Origin of the sequence: Streptomyces sp. NBC_00885 (assembly GCF_045207475.1) — a bacterium.
Taxonomy (GTDB): Bacteria; Actinomycetota; Actinomycetes; order Streptomycetales; family Streptomycetaceae; genus Streptomyces.
Window position 1 is genome coordinate 5,708,095 of the sequence record NZ_CP108796.1, and the last position, 22,277, is coordinate 5,730,371.

Consider the following 22,277-nt stretch of genomic DNA (forward strand, 5'->3'; position numbering starts at 1 on the left):
GGCGCCCGCGCCCCGGACGGCGGCACCGCGAACATCACGCGGGCCGTGACCGGACCGGAATCAGGCGTGGCGCCCGGGAGCGTGACGGGAGAACCGCCCGCATGCACGAGCCGAACGAATCCGGCACCGCCGGAGAGACCGAGAACAATTCACCCAGCGATACGCTGCCGCCGCGCCGCAGGCGCCGGGCAGCATCGCGTCCCGCGGGGCCGCCGACGGCGGCCGCGGGTTCCACGGAGGCCGCGGAGGTCACGGCGGACATCGCCGAGACCCCTGTCGTCGCCGATGTTGCGGAGGCCGAGGCCGCCGAGCCGCGTACGCGTCGCCGTGCGACCCGCAAGGCGACCGCGCCTGCCGGTGCCCCCGAGGCGGCTGAGGCCGCCGAGGCTCCTGAGGTTGTTGCCGAGCCGGAGGCCGAGGCTCCCGCGCCGCGCACGCGCCGCCGCGCCACCCGTAAGGTCACCGCGCCCGCCGGCGCCCCGCAGGCCGCAGAGGCTGCTGAGGCACCTGAGGTTGGTGCTGAGCCCGAGGCCGAGGCCCCCGCGCCGCGTACCCGCCGTCGGGCCACCCGCCAGGTGACGGCCCCCGAGCCGGTCGCCGAGCCCGCTGCGGCCGAAGCCGTGGCCGTCGAGGACGAGGCTGAGACTGAGGCTCCCGCGCCGCGTGGCCGTGCCCGCCGCCGGGCGTCCGCGCCCGCCGGTGCCCCGCAGCCCGTAGAGACGGCTGAGGCCCCCGAGGCCGCTGAGGTTGCTGCCGAGGCTCCTGAGGTTGTTGCCGAGCCGGAGGCCGAGGCTCCCGCGCCCCGCACCCGCCGCCGCGCCACCCGTAAGGTCACCGCGCCCGCCGGCGCCCCCCAGGCCGTCGAGGCCGACGAGGACGAGGACGTCGTCGAGGCGGGCGAGAGCCTGCCCACGGGCACCGTCGCCCAGATCACCTCCGACGAGGCCGAGGTCGCGGCCGCCGAGAAGGCCGCCACCCGTGGCCGTACGCGCCGTCGCGCCACCGCGCCCGAGTTCGCACCGCCCGCGAAGGCCGAAAGCGTGAAGGCCGAGCCCGCGAAGGCCGAGAGCGAGAAGGCTGAGGCACCCGCGCGCGGACGCCGCGCCGGACGGCCCGCCGTGGCCGTGTTCCAGGCCCCCGTCTTCACCGAGCCCATGTTCCAGACCCCGGAGACGGCCGCCGCTGCCGCCGCCGCTGCCGTGGACACCGAGCCGGAGGAGGACGAGGACGTCGTCGAGCCGGTCGTCGAGACCGTCGCCCCCGAGCCTGCGGGCCGTCGCCGCCGTCGCCGTCGTGGTGAGGCCGCCGAGCCGGTCGAGGCCCCCGCGCCCGCCGCGCAGGAGGCCGAGCCGGAGGCAGAGACAGAGGCCGAGCCGGAGACCGAGGGCGAGGAGTCGGACGAGTTCGACGAGCGGCCCTCGCGCCGCCGCCGCCGTGGTGGCCGTCGCCGTCGCCGCGGTGAGCCCGCCGACACCGACGAGACCTCGGAGGAGCCCTCCGAGGAGACCGCCGGCGAAGAGGCCCAGTACGACGAGGAGGCCGAGGAGGAGGAGGGCGAGTCCGGGACCCCTTCGGCCGCCGGTACCTCCAGCAGCCGTCGCCGTCGTCGCCGTCGCCGTCGCAGCGGTGAGCCCGCCGAGGGTGAGGAGACGGTTTCGGGCGACCCGGAGCGTACGGTCGTCAAGGTCCGCGAGCCGCGCCCCGCGCGTGCCAAGAGCGACGAGCCGTCCGACGAGGTGCAGTCCATCAAGGGCTCGACCCGTCTGGAGGCGAAGAAGCAGCGCCGCCGTGAGGGCCGCGAGCAGGGCCGCCGCCGGGTGCCGATCATCACCGAGGCCGAGTTCCTCGCCCGCCGCGAGGCCGTCGAGCGGGTGATGGTCGTCCGACAGAGCGGCGAGCGCACCCAGATCGGCGTCCTCGAGGACAACGTGCTCGTCGAGCACTACGTCAACAAGGAGCAGGCGACCTCGTACGTCGGCAATGTCTACCTGGGCAAGGTGCAGAACGTACTGCCGTCCATGGAGGCCGCCTTCGTCGACATCGGCAAGGGACGCAACGCCGTTCTGTACGCCGGTGAGGTCAACTTCGAGGCGCTGGGCATGGCGAACGGCCCGCGCCGTATCGAGGCCGCACTCAAGTCCGGCCAGTCGGTCCTCGTCCAGGTGACCAAGGACCCGATCGGCCACAAGGGCGCCCGCCTGACCAGCCAGGTCTCGCTGCCCGGCCGCTACCTGGTCTACGTGCCCGAGGGCTCGATGACTGGTATCAGCCGCAAGCTGCCCGACACCGAGCGCGCCCGTCTGAAGACCATCCTCAAGAAGATCGTCCCCGAGGACGCGGGCGTCATCGTCCGTACCGCCGCCGAGGGCGCGAGCGAGGACGAGCTGCGCCGCGACGTCGAGCGTCTGCAGGGGCAGTGGGAAGACATCCAGAAGAAGGCCAAGAGCGGCGGCAGCTCCAACGCCCCGACCCTTCTCTACGGTGAGCCGGACATGACCGTCCGGGTCGTCCGCGACATCTTCAACGAGGACTTCACCAAGGTCATCGTCAGCGGTGGCGAGGCCTGGGAGACCATCCACGGCTACGTCAACCACGTCGCCCCGGACCTGACCGACCGGCTGTCCAAGTGGACGTCCGAGGTCGACGTCTTCGCGACGTACCGGATCGACGAGCAGCTGATGAAGGCGCTGGACCGCAAGGTCTGGCTGCCGAGCGGCGGTTCGCTGGTGATCGACAAGACCGAGGCCATGGTCGTGGTCGACGTCAACACCGGCAAGTTCACCGGTCAGGGCGGCAATCTCGAAGAGACCGTCACCAGGAACAACCTGGAGGCGGCCGAGGAGATCGTGCGCCAGCTGCGGCTGCGCGACCTGGGCGGCATCGTCGTCGTCGACTTCATCGACATGGTCCTGGAGTCCAACCGCGACCTGGTCATGCGGCGTCTGCTCGAATGCCTGGGCCGCGACCGTACGAAGCACCAGGTGGCCGAGGTCACCTCGCTGGGCCTGGTCCAGATGACCCGTAAGCGGGTGGGTCAGGGTCTGCTGGAGTCCTTCTCCGAGACCTGCGTCCACTGCAACGGCCGTGGTGTGATCGTGCACATGGAGCAGCCGACCGCCCCCGGTGGCGGTGGCGGCGGCAAGCGCGCCAAGAAGCGCGGCCGCGGCGGCGCGGAGCAGGGCCACGAGCACGAGCTCGCTGCCGAGGCCGAGACCGAGGCCGAGACCGAGGCGGAGGTCGCCGCCGAGGTGGCTGCCCCGGTGGCGCCGGCGGAGCCCGAGTTCGTGCCGGACGAGGAGCTGTACAGCAGCGCCGCGGAGGCCGAGGCCGCCGCGACGCGCGGCCGTGGCCGCCGCCGGGCGAGCCGTAAGGTCACCGCTCCGGCCGGTGCGCCGAAGGCGGCGGCCCCCGCGGCCGAGGCCGAGGTCGTCATCGAGGCCAGGGCCGAGGCGCCGGTTGCTGAGCCCCAGGCCGAGGCGCCCGTCGCCGAGGCGGAGGCTCCCGCTCCCGAGGCCGCCCCGGCGGGCCGCACCCGCCGCCGGGCCACCCGCAAGGCGACGGCTCCGGCCGGTGCGCCGAAGGCCGCCGAGACGACCCCCGTCGAGGCGGAGGTCGTCATCGAGGCCAAGGCACAGGCCCCCCAGGCCGAGGCGCCGGTCGCCGAGCCGGAGGCCCCCCTCTCCGAAGAGGCCCCCGTCGTGGCACCGCCGCGTGCACGCCGCCGGGTGACCCGCAAGGTCACCGCTCCCGCCGGTGCGCCGTCGGGCGCCGAGGAGGCCGCGATCGTCGTGGTCCCCGCGACGGCCGAGCCGGAGGCGGAGCCGGAGGCCGGGGCCGACGAGGCCGAGGCCGGCGCTCCGGCCAAGAAGGCCGCCCGCAAGACCGCCAAGAAGGCAACCGCGAAGAAGGCCGCCACCAAGAAGACGGCGGCCAAGAAGACCGCGGCGAAGAAGACGACCGCGAAGAAGGCCGGTGCGAAGAAGACCACCGCGGCGGCCGAGCAGCAGGCGCTGCCCACAGTGACGGCGACCACTGAGAGCTGAACAGTTGATGAGCCCTCAGTGAACGAACTGTGTCCCATCCCGCAGAGTGCGGGGTGGGACGCGGTTTTTGTCGCCGAATCGATGCAGGGCTGCGTTAACAGCCCCGAAATTGACTAGGAAATCCCTGATAATGTGACGGCGGTCGCTGCCGGGTGAGGGCCCCGTTCCGGACACTACGGTGGGTGACCGGCCCGGTTCGGGACAAGACCGGTCCCAGATCCTCGGTAGGGCGTTGGCTTTGCGCCGGAGGGGTATGCGCGGCCTCGTGAGACGTCCGCTCCGCCCCTGACCTCTGCCACATAGAGCTCTTGCGGTGTTCAAGGAGGACGTCCATGACGAGCAGCAACCAGCAGCCCATTCCCGCTGCACGCCCGGTCATCGGTGAGGAAGAGATCGAGGCCGCAGTACGCGTACTGCGCAGCGGCAGGGTCGTACAGGGCCCCGAAGTCGCCGCGTTCGAGGAGGGCTTCTCGGAGCTCGTCGAGGGGCGCCACTGTGTGGCCGTCAACTCGGGTACCTCCGCGCTGCACCTCCTTCTGCTGGCTTTGGGCATCGGCCCGGGTGACGAAGTGATCGTTCCTTCGTTCTCGTTCGCCGCTTCGGCGAACGCCGTCCGCCTCGTCGGCGCCGATGTCGTCTTCGCCGACATCGAGCCGGGCAGCTTCGGCCTGGACCCCGCGGCCGTCGAGGCCGCGATCACCCCGCGCACCGCCGCGATCATGCCGGTGCACCTGTACGGCCACCCGGCCGCGATGGACAAGCTCATGCCCATCGCCGCCAAGCACAAATTGGCCGTCGTCGAAGACGCCTGCCAGGCGCACGCCGCCGCGCTGAACGGCACCCCCGTCGGCGCGTTCGGCTCGGGCGGTACCTTCAGCTTCTACCCGACCAAGAACATGCACTCCCTCGAGGGCGGCATGATCTCCACGGCGGACGCCGAGATCGCCCGCACCCTGCGCCTCCTGCGCAACCAGGGCATGGAGCAGCGGTACGCCAACGAGATCGTCGGCGCCAACATGCGGATGACCGACGTCGCCGCCGCCGTCGGCCGCGTACAGCTCTCCAAGCTGGGCGGCTGGACCGAGCAGCGCATCGCCAACGCCGCGTACCTCACCGAGCACATCACCGCGCCGGCCGTACAGACGCCGACCGTCGCCGAGGGCGCGCGCCACATCTACCACCAGTACACGATCCGGGTCGGCGGGGACCGCGACGCCGCCATGGCGAAGCTCACCGAGGCGGGCGTCGGCAACGCCGTCTACTACCCGACCCCGATCCACCGGCTGAAGCCGTACTGGGAGCCGGACCAGAAGGCCGGCCGTAACTGGGACCTGCCCGAGACCGAGCGTGCGGCGGCCGAGGTCGTCTCCCTGCCGGTGCACCCTTCGCTGTCCGCGGAGGACCTCGAGCGGATCGCTGTCGCCGTGAACGAGCTTGGAGAGAACCAGTGACCATCGCCCAGGGACTTCGGGCCGGCCTGATCGGCCTCGGCTCGATGGGCCGCCACCACGCCCGCGTACTCGCCGGCCTGGAGGGCGTCGAGCTTGTCGCCGTCGTCGACCCGATGGGTGACAAGAACGGCTGGGGCCAGGGCGCCCCGGTGCTGTCGACCGTCGAGGAGCTCATCGCGCTCGGCATCGACTACGCCGTCGTGGCGTGCCCGACCGCATTGCACGAGGAGGTCGGCCTCCAGCTGGCCGAGGCCGGAATCGGCGCGCTCGTCGAGAAGCCGGTCGCGGACACCGTCGACGGCGCCCGCCGCCTCGTCGAGGCCTTCGAGTCGCGCGGCCTGGTCGCCGGCGTCGGCCACATCGAGCGCTGCAACCCGGCGCTGCGCTCCCTGCGCCAGCGCCTGGAGGCCGGCGAGCTCGGTGACGTCTACCAGGTCGTCACCCGCCGCCAGGGCCCCTTCCCGCACCGCATCGCCGATGTCGGCGTGGTCAAGGACCTCGCAACCCACGACATCGACCTCACCGGCTGGGTGACCGGCCAGACGTACACCTCGATCTCCGCGCGCACGGTCTCCAAGTCGGGCCGTCCGCACGAGGACATGGTCTCCGCGGTCGGCCAGCTCTCCGACGGCACCATGGTCAACCACCTGGTCAACTGGCTGAGCCCGCTCAAGGAGCGCTTCACCTCGGTCACCGGTGAGAGGGGCTGCTTCGTCGCGGACACGCTCACCGCCGACCTCACCTTCTACGCGAACGCCTCCCAGGCCACCGAGTGGGAAGCGGTCCAGGCGTTCCGCGGCGTCGCCGAGGGCGACATGATCCGCTACGCCATCCCGAAGCGCGAGCCGCTGCTGGTCGAGCACGAGCTCTTCCGGGACGCGGTGCTCGGGAAGTCGCACGACATTTGCACACTGCGCCAGGGTCTTCGTACCGTCGAGGTCGCAGCAGCCGTTCTGGAGTCCGCCGCCACGGGCATCACCGTCGATCTCTCCGCGTACCCCGCGGCCCAGTAGGGCGAGGAGCCTTGACCAGTCCTGATGTCACCGTCGTCGTCGCCGTGTACAACACGATGCCGTATCTGACGGAATGCCTTAACTCCCTTGTCGGGCAGAGCATTGGCCGGGACAGGCTCGAGATCGTGGCCGTCGACGACGGTTCCACGGACGAGAGCGGAGCGGAGCTCGACCGGTTCGCGAAGAAGTACCCGGACACCGTCACGGTGATCCACCAGGCGAACTCCGGTGGCCCGGCCGCGCCCAGCAACAGGGCGCTGGACGTGGCCACCGGACGGTACGTCTACTTCATCGGCGCCGACGACCACCTCGGCAAAGAGGCGTTGGCGCGGATGGTGGCCTACGCCGACAAGCACGACTCCGACGTCGTGATCGGCAAAATGGTCGGCACGAACGGCCGCTATGTCCACCAGGCGCTCTTCAAGAAGAGCGACCCGGACATCAGCCTGTACGACTCGGAGCTGCCGTTCACGCTGGCCAACACCAAGCTGTTCCGCCGTGAGCTGGTGGACAAGTACAAGCTGCGCTTCCCCGAGGACCTCCCGGTCGGCAGCGACATGCCCTTCACCATCGAGGCGTGTGTCCGGGCCCGGAAGATCTCGGTGATGGCGGACTACACGTGCTACTACGCCGTGAAGCGCGGGGACGCCAGCAACATCACCTACCGCGCCGATCATCTGTCGCGGCTGCGCTGCACGGCCGAGATCATGAAGCACGCGGCCGGGCTCGTCGAGGCGGGCCCCCAGCGTGATCACCTCCTCAAGCGGCACTTCACCTGGGAGCTCGCCAAGCTCGTCCGGGAGGACTTCCCGTCGCTGGACGCGGAGACCCGGCAGGAGGTGTGTGCCGGTATCGCCCGTCTCGCGGACGAGTACTTCACCGAAGCGCTGCGTGACTCCATGGACGTCAAGCGGCGGGTACGGATCGGGCTGGCCCAGCGGGGCGCGGTCCAGGAGCTCGTGCAGGCCATCACCGACGAGGCCGGGGCGCCGGTCCTTGTCGAGGACGGCCGCGCCTTCGTCCGCTACCCGGGGTTCCGCACTGGGGGGCTGGACCTGCCCGACCGTCTCTTCGAGGCGGACGCCGCATCCCTACCCGCGGTGCTGGCCGAGGCCACCGGCCTTGTGTCCGCGGAGTGGGAGCAGACCGGCGAGCAACTGGCGCTCGCCGTCGCCGTACGGGCCGGTGCGGTCGGGGACACCGACTCCGCCGTCATCCGTCTGGTGAACGGAGCCATGCCCAAGAGCTCCGACAAGGCGGGCGGCCGCAAGCTGCCCGAAGGGCACGAACTGCCCGCCCCCGTGGGCGAGTTCAGCCGCGAGCCCATGCCCGACGGAAGCGGCACCCTGATCCGGGCCCGGATCCCGGTCGAGCCGAAGCGCGCCAAGCTCGGCGTCCGTGTCCACCTGGACGTCGCCGGCTCGACGTACGAGATCCCGGTGAAGACCTGCGGGCTGCCGCTGCCGCTCGCACGGCGGTGGCGGGAGACGATCCCGTACCGCATCTCCGCCAACGCGAACCCCAAGGGACGGCTGGTCATCACCACGGCCCCCCTGTGGGAGCCCAGAGTCGGCCTGGACGCGCGCCTGCGCGCCCTGCTGTCCCGTCTCCCGCGCCTGCGCGCCCTGCTGTCCCGTGTGAAGAGGAAACTGACCCGATGAATATCTGTGTAGTCGCGCTGGGCAAGATCGGCCTGCCGCTCGCCGTCCAGTTCGCCGCCAAGGGCCACAAGGTCATCGGCGCCGATGTCAACGAGAAGGTCGTCGAGCTGGTCAACGCCGGCACCGAGCCCTTCCCCGGCGAGCACGACCTCGACCGTCTGCTCAAGGAGACCGTCGGCGCCGGGCTGCTGTCCGCGACCACCGACACCGCCGCCGCCGTCGCCGAGTCCGACGCCGTGGTGGTCGTCGTCCCGCTGTTCGTCGACGCCGAGGGCGTGCCGGACTTCGGCTGGATGGACTCCGCCACCAAGGCGATCGCCGCGGGCCTCAAGCCCGGCACGCTCGTCTCGTACGAGACCACCCTGCCGGTCGGCACCACCCGCACCCGCTGGGCCCCGATGCTGGAGCAGGGCTCCGGTCTCACCGCGGGCAAGGACTTCCACCTGGTCTTCTCGCCGGAGCGGGTGCTCACCGGCCGGGTCTTCGCCGACCTGCGCCGCTACCCGAAGCTCGTCGGCGGTATCGACGAGGCCTCCGCGAAGCACGGCGTGGAGTTCTACGAGCAGGTGCTCGACTTCGACGAGCGCGCGGACCTGGCGCAGCCGAACGGCGTCTGGGACCTGGGCACCGCCGAGGCCTCCGAGCTGGCGAAGCTCGCCGAGACCACCTACCGCGACGTCAACATCGGCCTGGCGAACCAGTTCGCCCGCTTCGCCGACAAGAACGACATCGACGTCAAGAAGGTCATCGAGGCCTGCAACTCGCAGCCCTACAGCCACATCCACCAGCCCGGCATCGCGGTCGGCGGCCACTGCATCCCGATCTACCCGCGGATGTACCTGTGGAACGACCCGGAGGCCACCGTCGTGCGCTCGGCGCGCGAGGCGAACGCCGCCATGCCCGAGTACGCCGTCGACCTGCTGGCCGCCGCCTACGGCGACCTGGAGGGCGTGGGCGTGCTGGTGCTCGGCGCCGCCTACCGCGGCGGTGTGAAGGAGACGGCCTTCTCCGGCGTCTTCCCGACCGTCGAGGCGCTCAAGGCGCGCGGGGCCGTCCCCTTCGTGTCGGACCCGATGTACACGGCCGAGGAGCTCACCGCGCACGGCCTGACCCCGCACGAGGGCCAGACCGTCACCGCCGCGATCCTGCAGGCCGACCACGCCGAGTACCGCGAGCTGGCCGCATCCGACCTGCCGGACGTCCGCGTCCTGGTCGACGGCCGGCGCACCACCGACCCGGCGCGCTGGGAAGGCGTCCGCCGGGTTGTCATCGGCGGCTGATTTAGTACGCAGTACTGGAGCGACACAGTGGCCCCGTCCCGAGTCACCGGGACGGGGCCGTTCCGCAAGGGGTATTGACATGACGTGGCTGATCACGGGCGGCGCCGGATTCATCGGCTCCCATGTGGTGAAGGCGATGACCGACGGTGGCGAGAGCGTCGTCGTCCTCGACGATCTGAGCACCGGCAGCGCCGACCGGCTGCCCGCGGGCGTACCGCTGGTGGCCGGCTCCGTCCTCGACGGTGAGCTGGTGGGCCGTGTCCTGGCCGAGCACGCGATCACCGGAGTCGTGCACATCGCGGGCAAGAAGCAGGTGGCCGAATCGGTGGAGAAGCCCCTGTTCTACTACCGCGAGAACGTCGAGGGTCTGCGGGTCCTGATCGAAGCGTCTGCCGCAGCAGGCGTCGGCCGGTTCCTGTTCTCCTCGTCGGCGGCCGTCTACGGCATGCCCGACGTCGACCTGGTGACCGAGGCGACGCCCTGTCTGCCGATGAGCCCGTACGGCGAGACCAAGCTCGCGGGTGAATGGCTGGTCACCGCCGTCGGCGGGGCGCACGGGATGGCGACCGCCTCCCTGCGCTACTTCAACGTCGCCGGCGCGGCCTCGCCGGAGCTGGGCGACGAGGGGATCTTCAACCTCGTGCCGATGGTCTTCGAGCGCCTGACCGCGGGCGAGCCGCCGCGCATCTTCGGCGACGACTACGCGACGCCCGACGGCACGTGCATCCGCGACTACATCCACGTCGAGGACATCGCCTCCGCGCATGTCGCGGCGGCACGGCGGCTCGCCGCGGACCCCTCGGCCTCGCTGGTCCTCAACATCGGCCGGGGCGAAGGGGTTTCGGTGGCGGAGATGGTCGACATCATCCTCGACGTCACCGGGCACACGGACAGCAAGGCCGAGGTCACGGCCCGCAGGCCGGGCGATCCGGCCCGCGTCGTGGCCGCCGCCGACCGCATCCGCCAGGAGCTCGGCTGGGAGGCGCGTCACGACGTGCGCGCGATGGTGACATCGGCGTGGGAGGGCTGGTGCCTGCGCCACCCGGAGGCACGCGGCTGACCAGCGCATCTGGAACCTGTGCACGACTTGGCCCTGTCAGGTCGATCAGGCCGCAGCAGATGTGCGTGCCAGGGCACGCGAGCCCGGCAAGATCGGCCGAACAGGGCCGAAGGGCCCCCGGGACTTCCCGGGGGCCCTTCGTGCTGCCTTACCGTCCTACTCGCCGAGCAGCAGCTCGTCGAAGCGACGGCTCACCACCGGCCAGTCCCATGCGGACAGCGCGTGCTCGGAGGCCAGCTTGCCCGCGTTCTGCCAGCTCTCCTCGGTCGCCGTGACCTCGAGGATGCGCTTCGCGGCCTCCTCCGGGGAGCCGACGACCCAGCCCTCGGGGTAGAGGGTGCGGGCGCTGTGCTCGCGTCCGGCGTAGAAGGGCCAGTCGCGGACGACGGGGACGGCGGCACTGGCCGCGCCCTCCATCAGACCGACATGGCAGCCCTCACGCACAGAGGAGCTCAGGATCGTGCCGATCGAGGTGAGCGCGGACGGTACGTCGTCCGTCGGCCCGAGACGAACCACGGCGCCGGACTCCACCAGCGGTTCGAGCTGGCGCTCGAACTCCTTCAGGTAGTCCTTGGTGGCACGGCTGGTCTTGGGATCCATGTCGCCGCCGACCAGCAGCAGCCGGTAGCGCTCGTCCTGCTTGCGTACGCGCTCCAGGACGTCGATGGCCCACAGCGGGTCCTTCGCCACCTGCGAGACACCGATGAGCCCGAGGTTGAAACGGGCGTCGGCGGGCTTCGCGCGGTTGAAGGCGCTCAGGTCCATGGCGTTGTCGATCATGTGCGTACGAGGCGCATCAGGACCGCGGAGCTGCGGCACCAGAGCGGTCGTCAGGTCCTGCACATGGTCGGCGACATAGATGAGGTCGTCCACGCGGGAGAAGTCCACGAGGTGCGGCCACCGGGTGAAGGCCTCGTAGCTGTGCAGCCGGACCACGATCCGGGTGTCACCCGGGTCGATCGTCGTGAGCATCACGGCCGGTGCCACACACCAGTCGAGGAACACCGTGTCGGCCCAGTCCAGATGGGGCCGCATGAGCTGCTCGACCTGCTCCGCGTAGAGGGCCTCGCCCCCGAGACGGTTCTCTATCATCCGCCGGCCGGCCCACGAGATGCGCTTCATGGCCGGCGTGGACGCCAGGTCCAGGTAGCGGACCTCGACGCCCTGGTGGGCCTCGTAGTGGGACAGGATCAGCTTGAGGAAGTTGTCGTTGGCGCTCGTGGTGACCAGCAGCCGCAGCGGCCGGTCCTTCGGAGGCGTCGCGGCCGGGGTCTTCCTGCCCTGCGGCTGCTGGATCTTCTTCATGACCGCCGAGCCGTGCACCGGCGCCGAGAAGGCGGCCGGGTCACTGGCCAGCGGCGAGCTGAGCTGGTCGATGTGGACGACCCGGTGGAAACCGAGGACGAGCGCACGGTCCAGCGTGGACGCCGCGCCCTCGGGATCCCCGGACGCGTACTGCTCGTCCGCGGCGGTCAGCAGCTCCTTGACCGTGCTGTCGAAGGCGCGCGGTGCCATGCCCCTCTTGAGCTCGGTCTTGGCTGCCTCGTCCAGCAGCGCCGTCCTGATCGCGGGGTCCGAGATGCGCTGTGCGGCGGTGGTCAGCGCGAGTGTCGCGCCGCCCGGCCGGCCGGCCCAGCGCATGCCCTCGGCCACCTGGCGGGACAGGCGCGCCCGGACGTTCGAGGGAACACCAGGTGCGCTGAGCGCGGTGCGCCACAGACGGGCACCGACGCTGCTGCGCATCAGGGGACGCGCCGTGGCCGTACGGATCACGGTCTCGGGCAGCGCCTTGGCCTGTCGGCGTACATCGCTGACGATCACCGAGCGGGGCGGCAGTGTCCTCCGCCTGGCCGGGGCCGGGGTCCGCTGCGGGTCCGACAGGGCACGCAGCGCCGGCGCGATGCCGAAGCTGGCGTCCGCGTTGGTGTACTGGGACAGCCGCCAGACCGTGTACACGGCGTTGGCGTCGAGCGCGACGAGCTGCTGTGCTCCCAGGCCGTGGCGGCGCAGCCACGGATTGCGGCGCATCTGGATCCACAGGCGGCGGCTCGCCGGGAGCCTGCGCAGCCTGCGGCGGGTCGCGGTGCGCAGATGCCCTATGCCGTACGGCAGTGCCTGGTACCCGTCCAGCTCGAGCCGGTCGAGCTCCTCCTGGCAGCTCTTCGTGTCGAAGGCGCAGGCCAGATAGACGCGGGCGCCCTGGGCGCGGAACTTCTGCACCGCGCCGGCCAGCACGCCGAGTTGCGGCTGGGCGGCGGCGACGAGCAACACATCGGTCACGGGGTGGGACCTCCGGCGACGATCGACTTCGATGAGAGGTCGTCCACATCCGTGGCTTCGACTGTCTGGGGGACGATGCCCTCCGCGGGCGCGGCCGGTACACCGTGCTCGGTGGCGAGCCGGTCGACGAGGTTCTTCACGGCGAGGGACATCAGGGCCTCACGGGTGAACTGGTCGGCGTGCGCCATCGCTTCCGCGTGGACCTCGTCGCTCGTCTCGACGGCCATGTGGGCCGCCTTCACGAAGGACTCCGCCAGGCCTTCCTCGTCGATGCCGACGGCGCCGGTCCACAGCGGATGACCGTTGAGAACGTTCGAGGCGTCGTGCTCGACGACATGCGCCGAGACGATCGGCAGGCCCGTGGCCATGTACTCGTACACCTTGCCGGAGGTCACGAAGCGACCGCCGATCAGGATGAGCACCATGGCGTCCCAGCGGGCGTAGATCGAGGAGACCTCGGCCTTGGCGGCGGGGCCGCCGAAGAACACGCCGTCAGCCTCGGCCTGCTTGAGCATCTCGGAGTGCTTGTTCGCCTCGCGGCCCGCTCCGTTGCCGATGTGGCCGCGTACCTCGAAGCGCGCGTTGGCGAGCAGTGGCTCCCTCTCACGGGCCGCGCGCCAGGCGTTGAGCACCGTCTCCAGGTGCGCGGGCGTGAAGTTGACCGTGCCCAGGTAGCCGAAGACCAGACCCGACTCGGGGTCGGGGCTGTGGGCGCGGCCGGGCGAGCTGTCCGCGTCGTAGCCGTTGCGCACGACCTCGACGCGTGAGGCGAACTCCGGGTAGCGGGCGCGGTAGTGGTCGGCGATCGGGTCGTTGACGACCCACAGCGAGACCGCGTTGTCGAGGACCTTCTGTTCCCAGCGGCCCATCTCGGAGTCCTTGGTGAACGCCTCGATGCCGGTGATCACATCGATCGACCAGCCGTCGCGGAAGTCCACGGCGTACGGGACCTTGGCCTCTTCCCAGAGCTTCCAGGCCGCGGCGAGATTCACGTACGGAACGCAGCTGGCCACGAGCAGATCCGCCGGGTGCTCCGCGTGAATGTCGAGCACCGCCTGCTCCAGATCGCCGCGCCACTCGCCGAAGTTCGGCTCGGGGAACGCCTTCTGCTGCCGCTTGCGCAGCTGCGAGACCCACCTGTTGGGGTTGAGGGCGCGGTCCTCGCTGTAGAGCCGGATATCCGTTTCCAGGTCCTCACGGGACAGCGGCAGCTCGACGATCTTCACCCGCGGGTCGACCTGCTCCAGCAGGGTGAGGTCGACACCCGAGTCCCGCTCCCAGGACTCCTGGGCGATGTTGACGACGGTGACGTCCCAGCCTGCTTTGCAGAACTGGTTCGCCGTCTCGCGCATGCGGTAGGCGCTGCTCTTCGCAGCCGGCGGGAAGCCGATGGCGAGATAGATGACATGCGGTCGCGGGCCTTCTGAGGGCAGCCCGGACCTGGGAGACGCTGACATAAACGGTGACGCTAGCACGGTGACAAGTACGGATTAGAGCCTGCATTGAGGCGCTTGTCCGTCACACGCGCCGGCTGCCCCCCTTCCACTCTTCCATGATCCGGACAACGTTCTGCGCGGCTCGTCCGTCGCCGTAGGGGGTGCCCGGGTCGGCCGTCGGAACGGCGCGGGTGACCGTGGCGGCCCACTCGTCGGCGGAGAGCTCGTGCGGGTCGGGTACCAAGACGTTCCAACCGGTGTCTACGGTTTCGACCCACTCGGTCTCGGGACGGATCGTGGTCGTGATCCGCTCCAGGAGGAAGGCCTCCTTCTGCAGGCCGCCGGAGTCGGTGACGACACCGGTCGAGGCCAGCACCGCGGCGACCAGGCCCGCGTACGGCAGCGGACGGCCGACGTGCACCGAGCCCTGCGTGAGCTCGATGCCGTGCTGGTCGGCCCGCGCGACCAGGCGCGGGTGCGCGAGCAGCGCCACCGGCACCGGCAGCTTGGCCATGGCGCCGATGATCGCGGCCAGGCGCTCGGGGTCGTCGGTGTTGTCGGGCCGGTGCAGGGTCGCCAGCAGGAACGGCTTCGAGGGGTCGATGCCCTCGGGCAGCGCGGGCGCGGCGTGCTCGCCGGCGAGCACCGCGTCGCGGATGCGCAGGCAGATGTCGACCATCACATCACCGGCCAGCACGGCGCGGTCCTTGAGGCCCTCGTCGGCGAGGTGGCGCATGGCCTCCTCGGTCGGGGCCAGCAGGACGTCGGCGCAGTGGTCGGTCAGTACGCGGTTGTGCTCCTCGGGCATGCGCCGGTTGAAGGAGCGCAGACCGGCCTCCAGGTGCGCGACCGGCAGGTGCATCTTCACCGCGGAGAGCGCACCGGCGATCGTGGAGTTGGTGTCGCCGTAGACGAGGACCCAGTCGGGCTGCTCACGCTCAAGCACCGGGTCGAGCGCGGTGAGCACCGCACCGGTCTGGACGCCGTGGCTGCCGGAGCCGACACCGAGGTGCACATCCGGGTCGGGGATGCCCAGACCGTCGAAGAAGACGTCGGAGAGATCGGCGTCGTAGTGCTGCCCGGTGTGCACGATGACGTGCTCGTGGTCGGTCTCGGCGAACGCGGCCGCGATGGGGGCGAGCTTCACCAATTGCGGACGGGCACCGACGATGCTGATGACTTTCACTGAACACTCTTCTTCTGGGTCAGGTCACTGGCGGGGCGTGTCACGGTCTCATACTGCGGGCCGACACCCCGCGCGATCGCGCCACCGCCGACGCGGCCTGACCGGCCCGGCGAAGCGCGTGCTCCCAGGGGTGCTCCAGGCAATGGTAGGCAATGGCCGAGGTGAGCGGACCGGCGGCCGGGGCTTCGCGCGGGGGCGCGCGTCATCGATAACGATTTCGTGAACGAGGCACGGGAGTGAGGGCCGACCGCGGCCCGGTCGGTGCTGCGAAAACCTGTCGTACTATCGTCGCGCAAGTTTTGCGGGGCGGTCACGCGAAAGACGATGGTGAGCCATGGCGGTCTGGTCCGGACGGAAATCTGCGCGCAGCTCGGACGAGCCGCCGAGCCGAAAGGCCGCTCCGATACCCACCGTGGACACCTCGTCGGCCCCCACCACCGGCTGGCTGGTGCGCGGCAAGGACGGCAGGCTCACAGCGTACGCACCGGGCTCGGACGGCGTGCTGCGCTGGACCGAGACCCGGCCCGGTGGCCCCCAGTGGACCGGGCCCGAAATGATCCCCGGACGCGGCGTGCTGCCGTATCTCTCCATCGCCCAGGGCGCCGACGGCTATGTCCACCTGGTGAGCCTGCGCCGCAGCCGCCTCGCGGACGGCCGGACCGGCACCGATGTGGTGTACGCCGTGCAGTACCAGTCCGGTCTCGCCGTACGTGACTGGTATCCGCTCGGCTCCCCCTACCCGAACGACCCCGATCTCGCCGGCCAGATCGGCCTCCCGTCGGCCGTGATCGACGCCGAGGGCTCGCTGCATGTGTTCGTACGCAACGCGGGCGGCGGCGTCTGCGGACGCGCCCAGGTGCCTTCCGGCAAGTGGAACAAGTGGGCCGACCTCAAGGGCAGCGGCGGCGTCGGTACGGTCTCTGCCTCGCTGACTCCGGACGGCCTGATGGAGCTGCTCGTCCCCACCGCGGACCACATCATGCGCTGGGAGCAGGAGACGCCGGGCGTCAAGTTCCAGCGCGCCGACGACATCCCCGCCAAGGCCGCGGCCGACTCGCTCAGCTCGGAGCGCACCGGCGGCAGCCGGCTCACGCACTTCTGGCACGACGCCGGGGACAACACGGTCCGCGCCTGGCGCCCGACCTCCGACGGGGCCCCGCTCGGCAACGGTGCGGGCACCGGGCCTGTCGCGCTGCTGCGCACCCCCGTCGACGGTCACGACTGCACGATCCTCGCCCACCGCGACGCCGCCACCGGCCGCCCGGCGCTGGCCGCGTATCCCACCGAGGACGAGTCCTCGGGTGTCACCTGGACTCTTACGGGTGAGCCCTGCGCGGGCGCTCCGGCGCTCGCGATCGACGCGAGGGGCCGGGTCGTGATGGCGGCCTTCGGTACGGACGGCACGCTGCGGGTCACGCGTCAGAAGGACGAGTCGGGCCTGGCGCTGGAGGCATGGACGCGGGTCTGACCGAGACAGGCATGCGAAACCCCCCGGACCGGGTCCGGGGGGTTTCGTCTGCCGTGGCGGAGCCGTCGCGCGTCAGACCGCCTGCTCGGCGAGGACGCCGTCCTTCTCCACGTACACGGTGCCGGACTGCGGGCACTCCCAGACGCCGGCCTCGCCCTCGCGCTCCACGAGACGGACACCGGCCCGGCCGACCCAGCCGATCTGCCGGGCGGGCACGCCCACGACCAGCGCGAAGTCCGGTACGTCCTTGGTGACGACCGCGCCGGCCGCGACCATGGACCAGCGTCCGATCCGCACCGGCGCGACACACACCGAGCGTGCGCCGAGCGATGCGCCCTCGGCGACCTTGACGCCGACGGCCTCCCAGTCGCCGCCGCGCTTCTGCTTGCCGTCGGGGTCGACGGAGCGAGGGTTGTGGTCGTTGGTGAGCACCACGGCCGGGCCGACGAAGACACCGTCGCCGAGCTCGGCGGGCTCGTACACCAGGGCGTAGTTCTGCAGCTTGACGTTGTCGCCGATCTGCACGCCGGTGCCGACGTAGGCGCCGCGGCCGACGACACAGCCCTCGCCGAGCTTGGCGCCCTCGCGGATCTGGGCGAGCTCCCAGACGCTGCTCCCGGCGCCGATGACGGCGGTCTCGTCGACCTGGGCGGTGGGCTGGACCCTGTAGTTCACTGTTCTGCCTTCCGGTGCGCTGCTTCGCCCGGCGAGCATACGTCGGAGCCGGGACGAACCCGGGGTCAGGGCGACCGGGGCCCAGACGAGCATCAGGTAACTGCCGTATGTATTGGATCGGACCAGGGCATACCCAGCTAGCGCGGACAACTGTTAAGTCACGTGCACGCTATGCACAGGTACCACACGTTCACCACAGAAATGGCACAGAGTGGCGACGAGGTGTGATGTCGATCAGATCACACGGGCTTCAGGTTCGGGGCAAGGGGGCTTTGAGGCGGGCCGTAATGCCCCAGGCCGCGACTCATCACAGAGCCTCGACGACAATCGCTCGGCTCATCTTGCTGTCGCCGCGCTCGCGTTCCACGAAGGTGATCGGGACCTCTGTGACCTTGAAGCCGGCCTTCACCACCCGCCCTACCCACGAGTAGAGGCTGCCGCCGCGAGAAGGGAACTCGCGCGACTTGGGCCAGTTCGCGACGCTTCCGCCCGGGACCCAGCGCGAGCCGAGGACAAGATCTGCCTCCGGTAGCGCCTCCAGGGGCCGGGGCAATCGTTCGGGCTGGTGAGAGGTGTCGGCGTCAATTTCAACGAGCACGCCGTAGCCGTGATCGAGACCCCAGTGGAAGCCTGCCAGGTAGGCCGCGCCCAGGCCCTCCTTGCCGCGACGGTGCAGGACATGTAGGTGATCGTCGTGGCCGGCGATCTCGTCGACGATCTTGCCGGTGCCGTCAGGTCTGTTGTCGTCGGCAACGAGGGGGTGCGCCTCGGGTACGGCGGCCCGAGCCCGCGAGGCGATCAACTCGATGTTGTCAGCCTCGTTGTACGTCGGGATGATCACCAACACCGTTCCCAGGGACCGAAAGTCCGCTGACCGCCCTTTACCAATTCCTCACCTCATGCTTCGGCCGGCGCGTTGAAGGGCTGCTCGGCTGGATCAGGTCAGCATGCGGGGTCCCTGGAGTACGGGCGGTCTCTGGCCGGATTGCGTCGATGTGGCAGAAAGGGCGGCCATTCGTGAAGCAGTTGTGACGGATTCGTGACCAGTCAGAAATGATCATGTCGGACATGTGATCTTGAATCCTTCTCTGAGTACACGTCAGAGTCGCACCCTGCTATGGCCAAAACGGTGGGGTGGGAATTCAGATGTCCGGCGTAGGGAAGGGCTGGCGGCGCTGTGCCGTCGGTGTCGCCGCAGCGGCGTTGCTTTCAGTAGGTCTAGGGGCTGCGTCCCCGCAACAGGCGTCGGCCGCCACCGCGTGTGCCGGTGGCCTCGACAACGACTTCAACGGGGACGGGATCCGAGATGTAGCCATCGCGGATCCCCTCGCGACCGTCTCAGGAGTGGAACGGGCGGGAGCGATCCACGTCGTCCTCGGAGGCGGCAAGGGGACCGTTGAGGTCTCACAGGACATGCCCAATGTCTCCGACTCGGCCGAGGCTGGGGACCAGTTCGGGTTCTCGTTCGCCGTTTACGATGCGGACCTGGACGGCTGCAGCGATCTGGCCGTGGGCATCCCCTACGAGGACGTGGGCACCACGCAGGATGCCGGGCTCGTTCATCTCATCTACGGTTCGACGGCCGGTATCGGCCAGGGCACCCCGTCCAAGGGACTCCGGCAGGGCTCTGACGGGCACCTGGGCGAGGCCTACGAGACCGAGGACTGGGTCGGCTATTCCGTCGCTGCCACCAAGTCGACGACGAACAATGTGTTTCTGATCATTGGAATTCCTGGCGAGGACGGCACTGGAAAGCCGGACATGGGAATGGTCAGCACCGTCTACGGCCCGGACCAGAAAGTCGCCTCGATCACTCAGGACCACCCCGGCGTCTGGGAAGACGCCGAGGCGTACGACCAGTTCGGCGCGTCGGTCGTGGCGGCCGGACAGGTCTTCGTCGTAGGAGTACCCGGCGAATCGATCGACACCGACCGGGCCGCCGGCGCCGTGATGTCGTTCCGGCCGTCGATCAACACCGACGGCATCCCTTCGCCGTCCTGGGGCATGGGCCAGACCCGTGAACCGGGTAAGGAAGCGTCCGCCGAGTCCGGGGACCGCTACGGCACGTCGATGGCCATCGCCCCGTACCGGCCGGCGGGCGCTACTGCCGCCACCGACTTCCTGTTCGCCGTGGGCACGCCCGGAGAGGACCTGGCCGGCGCGGCAGACGCCGGAGCGGTGCAGATCTATCACGCGACGGCTGCGGGCACTGTCACCCAGCTGAACTGGCTCGACCAGAACACGGCCGATGTGGAAGGTGAGGCCGAGGCCGGCGACTTCTTCGGCCAGCGCCTCACCGCGGTCAACACCACGCCCAGCGCGGTCGGCACCGCTTCCACCATGCGCCTCGCGGTCGGCGTTCCTGGGGAGGAGTCCTCGGAGGAGCACCGCGACAAGGGCGGTGTGCAGGTCTTCTCGATGCTTGGTGCCCCCGGCACTGGTGACAGCTGGATCGAGCCGGGCGCCGGCATCCCCTCCACGCCGTCCAATCAGCTCCTCGCCGGCCTGAGTGTCGCGAGCAGCCCCTCGCTGCTCTACGTCGGCATCCCGTACGGCCCCGCCGAGGGGCGCGCCGTGTACGGCTTCCCCTGGAACGTGGCGACGGGCGGTACTCCGACCCAGACCTGGAAGCCCGGCGAAGGCGGCATCCCGGCCGGTGGCGTCGCGTTCGGTGCCGTCGTCCGATGACCGAGCCGCGCGGATCTCGAGGAACTGATGTGAACAGCAAGGGGAGTAGATACGTGTCCACGCGGATACGGCGCAGCGTGCTGCTGCGTGGCGCGGCGGTGGCCGCGACGGCGGGCGCCGTCCTGGCCGGCGTCCTGGCCGGGCATCCAGCGCCGGAGCAGGCGCCGAAGGCCCAGAACGCGGCCGCCTCCGGTCCGGTCGAGACTGAGGACCAGGCCAAGGCCGCTGCCCGCAAGAGCGGTGAGCGAGTGGAGGTCTTGAGCCTGCGCACCGAGCGCCGTGAGATCTTCGCGGAGCCCAACGCAATGCCGGTGAGTTAGCACGTAGGTGCAGGTCAGGTGTTCATCGGCGAGGGGTTCAGGTAGAAATATCCCCTCGTGACGTTGCGTAGTTCGTTACTTCTAGTGATGTGTCGGCGGAGGCCGGGACGCGGCAACGGAGCTCCCGGTAGGACAGAAGATCGACCAAGATCCGATTGTCCGCGAGGGAACTCCGTTGGTTGCTCAGTGTGCCACCGCCGGTCCGTTGTCTGCCATCGCCGAGGGTGGCCAAGTCCCGTTAAGCGGGCTGGTGGCGCCGCCGGAGGGGCGCTTTGGCGAGCATGTGCGTCTCGGCGTGTTGACCGAGGAGATCAGTCCTGGGCTGGTGGACGAGGTTGTGGCGCTGACAGGCTGCGGCGAGCGTCGCCGTCGGCTGTTGCCGGCCCGGGCGGTGATCTACTTCGTCCTGGGTTTATGCCTGTTCAGCAGCTCCGACAGTGCCGGTCCGCCGGGATACCGGTCGGTTCTGCGCACGCTGACCGAGAAGCTGCGGCACCTGCCGGGCATGTGCGTGCAGCGCCTGCCCACCAGCTCTGCCCTGACCCGGGCCCGGCAGCGACTGGGCGACAAGCCGCTGCAGGCACTGTTCGAGCGACGATGCGGCCCGCTGGCCACGCCGACAACCTCGGGCGCGTTCGCGTTCGGGCTGCGGCTGGTCGCCTGGGACGGCACCGCGCTGGACGTCCCCGACACCCCCGCCAACGCACGGGAGTTCGGGTTCACCGGCAAAGGCAGTGTCAACCAGAGCGGACACCCGCAGGTCCGCCTGATGGCGCTGACCGAGTGCGGCACCCACGCCCTGATCGACGCGGCCTTCGACGCCGTGGCCAAGTTCAGCGAGCACAAGCTCGCCCGCCAACTGCTGGCCTGCCTGCGGCCGGACATGCTGCTGCTGGCCGACCGCAACTTCTCCGGCTACGAGTTGTGGGGCCTGGCCCGGGCCACGGGCGCCCATCTGGCCTGGCGGATCAAGAAGAACCTGGTCTTTGTCCCGCTGCGGGTACTGCCCGACGGGTCGTATCTGTCGGTCATGCCGACCCCGAAGGAGACCGTCCGGCACGGACAGGCCAGGGCGGCCGGCCGCACCCTGGCCGAGCCGCCGAAGGGCCACACCGTCCGCATCATCCAGTACACCGTGACCGTCCGGCCCCGGGTCGGGCTGCCCCGCACCGAGACATTCCGGCTGGTCACCAGCCTGCTGGACCCCCAACTGGCCCCGGCCCGCCAGCTGGCGCTGACCTACCACGAGCGGTGGGAGATCGAAAACGGGTTCGCGGAGCTGAAGAACCGCCTGCGCGGTGCCGGGTTCATCCTGCGCTCCAAGGCCCCCGAGCTGGTCTGCCAGGAGATCTATGCCCTCCTCACCGTCTACCAGGCGTTGTGCGCACTGGAGATGCGCGCGGCAGAGCAGGCCAGGATCGATCCCGACCGGATCTCCTTCACCGTCACGATGCAGCTCGTCCGGCTGACTGTCGCCGCTCAGGTCGCGGCGGACGCGACCGCGCTGGGCACCGCCCGCCGCGAGGTCGTGGCCGAGCTGCTGAACGCCCTCCTCCCGACCCGGCGCAACCGGCAGTGCCAGCGCATCAAGAAGCCGTCCAAGAACACCTTCGAGGTCAGGAAGCGGGACCAGCCCCGCACTCCCAGTAACGTCCACTACACACTCAGAGTCACCAAGCACCCGAGCTGACCTGCACCGACGTGCTAACTCACCGG

At 70.3% G+C, this 22,277-nt stretch carries 15 protein-coding genes; 10 read left to right on the forward strand and 5 right to left on the reverse strand.

All coding sequences use genetic code 11. The features are described from left to right. Positions 1-101 precede the first annotated feature (101 nt). The 6 genes from OHA61_RS26045 to galE all read left to right on the forward strand — a co-directional run bounded on the left by OHA61_RS26045 (position 102) and on the right by galE (position 10,508). On the forward strand, positions 102-4,043 hold the full coding sequence (locus OHA61_RS26045) for an Rne/Rng family ribonuclease (protein WP_406305070.1): 3,942 nt from the start codon (positions 102-104) through the stop codon (positions 4,041-4,043). 332 nt (positions 4,044-4,375) lie between these two features. Further along, a complete protein-coding gene (locus OHA61_RS26050) occupies positions 4,376-5,494 on the forward strand; it encodes a DegT/DnrJ/EryC1/StrS family aminotransferase (RefSeq protein WP_324981502.1) in 1,119 nt (372 codons plus the stop codon). A gap of 2 nt (positions 5,495-5,496) precedes the next feature. Next, positions 5,497-6,507, forward strand: coding sequence for a Gfo/Idh/MocA family protein (locus tag OHA61_RS26055; protein WP_389369761.1), 1,011 nt, complete (start codon positions 5,497-5,499; stop codon positions 6,505-6,507). Positions 6,508-6,518: 11 nt separating this feature from the next. Then, on the forward strand, positions 6,519-8,168 hold the full coding sequence (locus tag OHA61_RS26060) for a glycosyltransferase family 2 protein (RefSeq protein WP_406305071.1): 1,650 nt from the start codon (positions 6,519-6,521) through the stop codon (positions 8,166-8,168). Then, a complete protein-coding gene (locus tag OHA61_RS26065; RefSeq protein WP_324981496.1) occupies positions 8,165-9,448 on the forward strand; it encodes a nucleotide sugar dehydrogenase in 1,284 nt (427 codons plus the stop codon). Before OHA61_RS26060 ends, OHA61_RS26065 begins: the two co-directional genes overlap by 4 nt. A gap of 79 nt (positions 9,449-9,527) precedes the next feature. Further along, a complete protein-coding gene (gene galE, locus OHA61_RS26070; protein ID WP_406305072.1) occupies positions 9,528-10,508 on the forward strand; it encodes a UDP-glucose 4-epimerase GalE in 981 nt (326 codons plus the stop codon). 156 nt (positions 10,509-10,664) lie between these two features. Here the strand turns inward: galE and OHA61_RS26075 are convergent, their stop codons facing one another. The 3 genes from OHA61_RS26075 to wecB all read right to left on the reverse strand — a co-directional run bounded on the left by OHA61_RS26075 (position 10,665) and on the right by wecB (position 15,410). After that, on the reverse strand, positions 10,665-12,788 hold the full coding sequence (locus OHA61_RS26075; protein WP_406305073.1) for a glycosyltransferase family 1 protein: 2,124 nt from the start codon (positions 12,786-12,788) through the stop codon (positions 10,665-10,667). After that, positions 12,785-14,140, reverse strand: a complete 1,356-nt coding sequence (locus OHA61_RS26080) for a glycosyltransferase (protein WP_406307465.1) — start codon at positions 14,138-14,140, stop codon at positions 12,785-12,787. Before OHA61_RS26080 ends, OHA61_RS26075 begins: the two co-directional genes overlap by 4 nt. A 166-nt stretch (positions 14,141-14,306) precedes the next feature. Next, positions 14,307-15,410: a non-hydrolyzing UDP-N-acetylglucosamine 2-epimerase gene (wecB, locus tag OHA61_RS26085; RefSeq protein ID WP_361914167.1), complete on the reverse strand. Its 1,104-nt coding sequence runs from the start codon at positions 15,408-15,410 to the stop codon at positions 14,307-14,309. Between the two features lie 412 nt (positions 15,411-15,822). On the opposite strand from wecB, the gene OHA61_RS26090 reads away from it, so the two are divergent. Further along, the gene (locus OHA61_RS26090; protein ID WP_406305074.1) at positions 15,823-16,878 is read left to right on the forward strand and encodes a hypothetical protein; all 1,056 of its coding nucleotides are present in this window, start codon (positions 15,823-15,825) and stop codon (positions 16,876-16,878) included. A 72-nt stretch (positions 16,879-16,950) separates the two neighbouring features. On the opposite strand, the gene OHA61_RS26095 is transcribed toward OHA61_RS26090, so the two are convergent. After that, complete coding sequence (locus OHA61_RS26095) at positions 16,951-17,553, reverse strand: acyltransferase (RefSeq protein ID WP_266476420.1); 603 nt, start codon at positions 17,551-17,553, stop codon at positions 16,951-16,953. A 307-nt stretch (positions 17,554-17,860) separates the two neighbouring features. Then, on the reverse strand, positions 17,861-18,442 hold the full coding sequence (locus OHA61_RS26100) for a glycosyltransferase (RefSeq protein WP_406307467.1): 582 nt from the start codon (positions 18,440-18,442) through the stop codon (positions 17,861-17,863). A gap of 455 nt (positions 18,443-18,897) precedes the next feature. On the opposite strand from OHA61_RS26100, the gene OHA61_RS26105 reads away from it, so the two are divergent. From OHA61_RS26105 to OHA61_RS26115, 3 genes are all read left to right on the forward strand, one after another. After that, a complete protein-coding gene (locus tag OHA61_RS26105) occupies positions 18,898-20,241 on the forward strand; it encodes a VCBS repeat-containing protein (RefSeq protein WP_406305075.1) in 1,344 nt (447 codons plus the stop codon). A gap of 53 nt (positions 20,242-20,294) precedes the next feature. Further along, positions 20,295-20,561 carry a hypothetical protein gene (locus OHA61_RS26110; protein WP_406305076.1) on the forward strand — a complete coding sequence of 89 codons (267 nt, stop codon included), beginning with the start codon at positions 20,295-20,297 and terminating at the stop codon, positions 20,559-20,561. Positions 20,562-20,766: 205 nt separating this feature from the next. Further along, entirely contained in the window at positions 20,767-22,251 is a 1,485-nt protein-coding gene (locus tag OHA61_RS26115; RefSeq protein ID WP_406301285.1) for an IS4 family transposase, read from the forward strand. Positions 22,252-22,277 lie beyond the last annotated feature (26 nt).

Excerpts from the sequence above, each read along its gene's own strand:
- OHA61_RS26045 (WP_406305070.1), top strand. The coding sequence starts at position 102 with ATGCACGAGCCGAACGAATCCGGCACCGCCGGAGAGACCGAGAACAAT.
- OHA61_RS26050 (WP_324981502.1), top strand. The coding sequence starts at position 4,376 with ATGACGAGCAGCAACCAGCAGCCCATTCCCGCTGCACGCCCGGTCATC.
- OHA61_RS26065 (WP_324981496.1), top strand. The coding sequence starts at position 8,165 with ATGAATATCTGTGTAGTCGCGCTGGGCAAGATCGGCCTGCCGCTCGCC.
- galE (WP_406305072.1), top strand. The coding sequence starts at position 9,528 with ATGACGTGGCTGATCACGGGCGGCGCCGGATTCATCGGCTCCCATGTG.
- OHA61_RS26080 (WP_406307465.1), bottom strand. The coding sequence starts at position 14,140 with ATGCGCGAGACGGCGAACCAGTTCTGCAAAGCAGGCTGGGACGTCACC.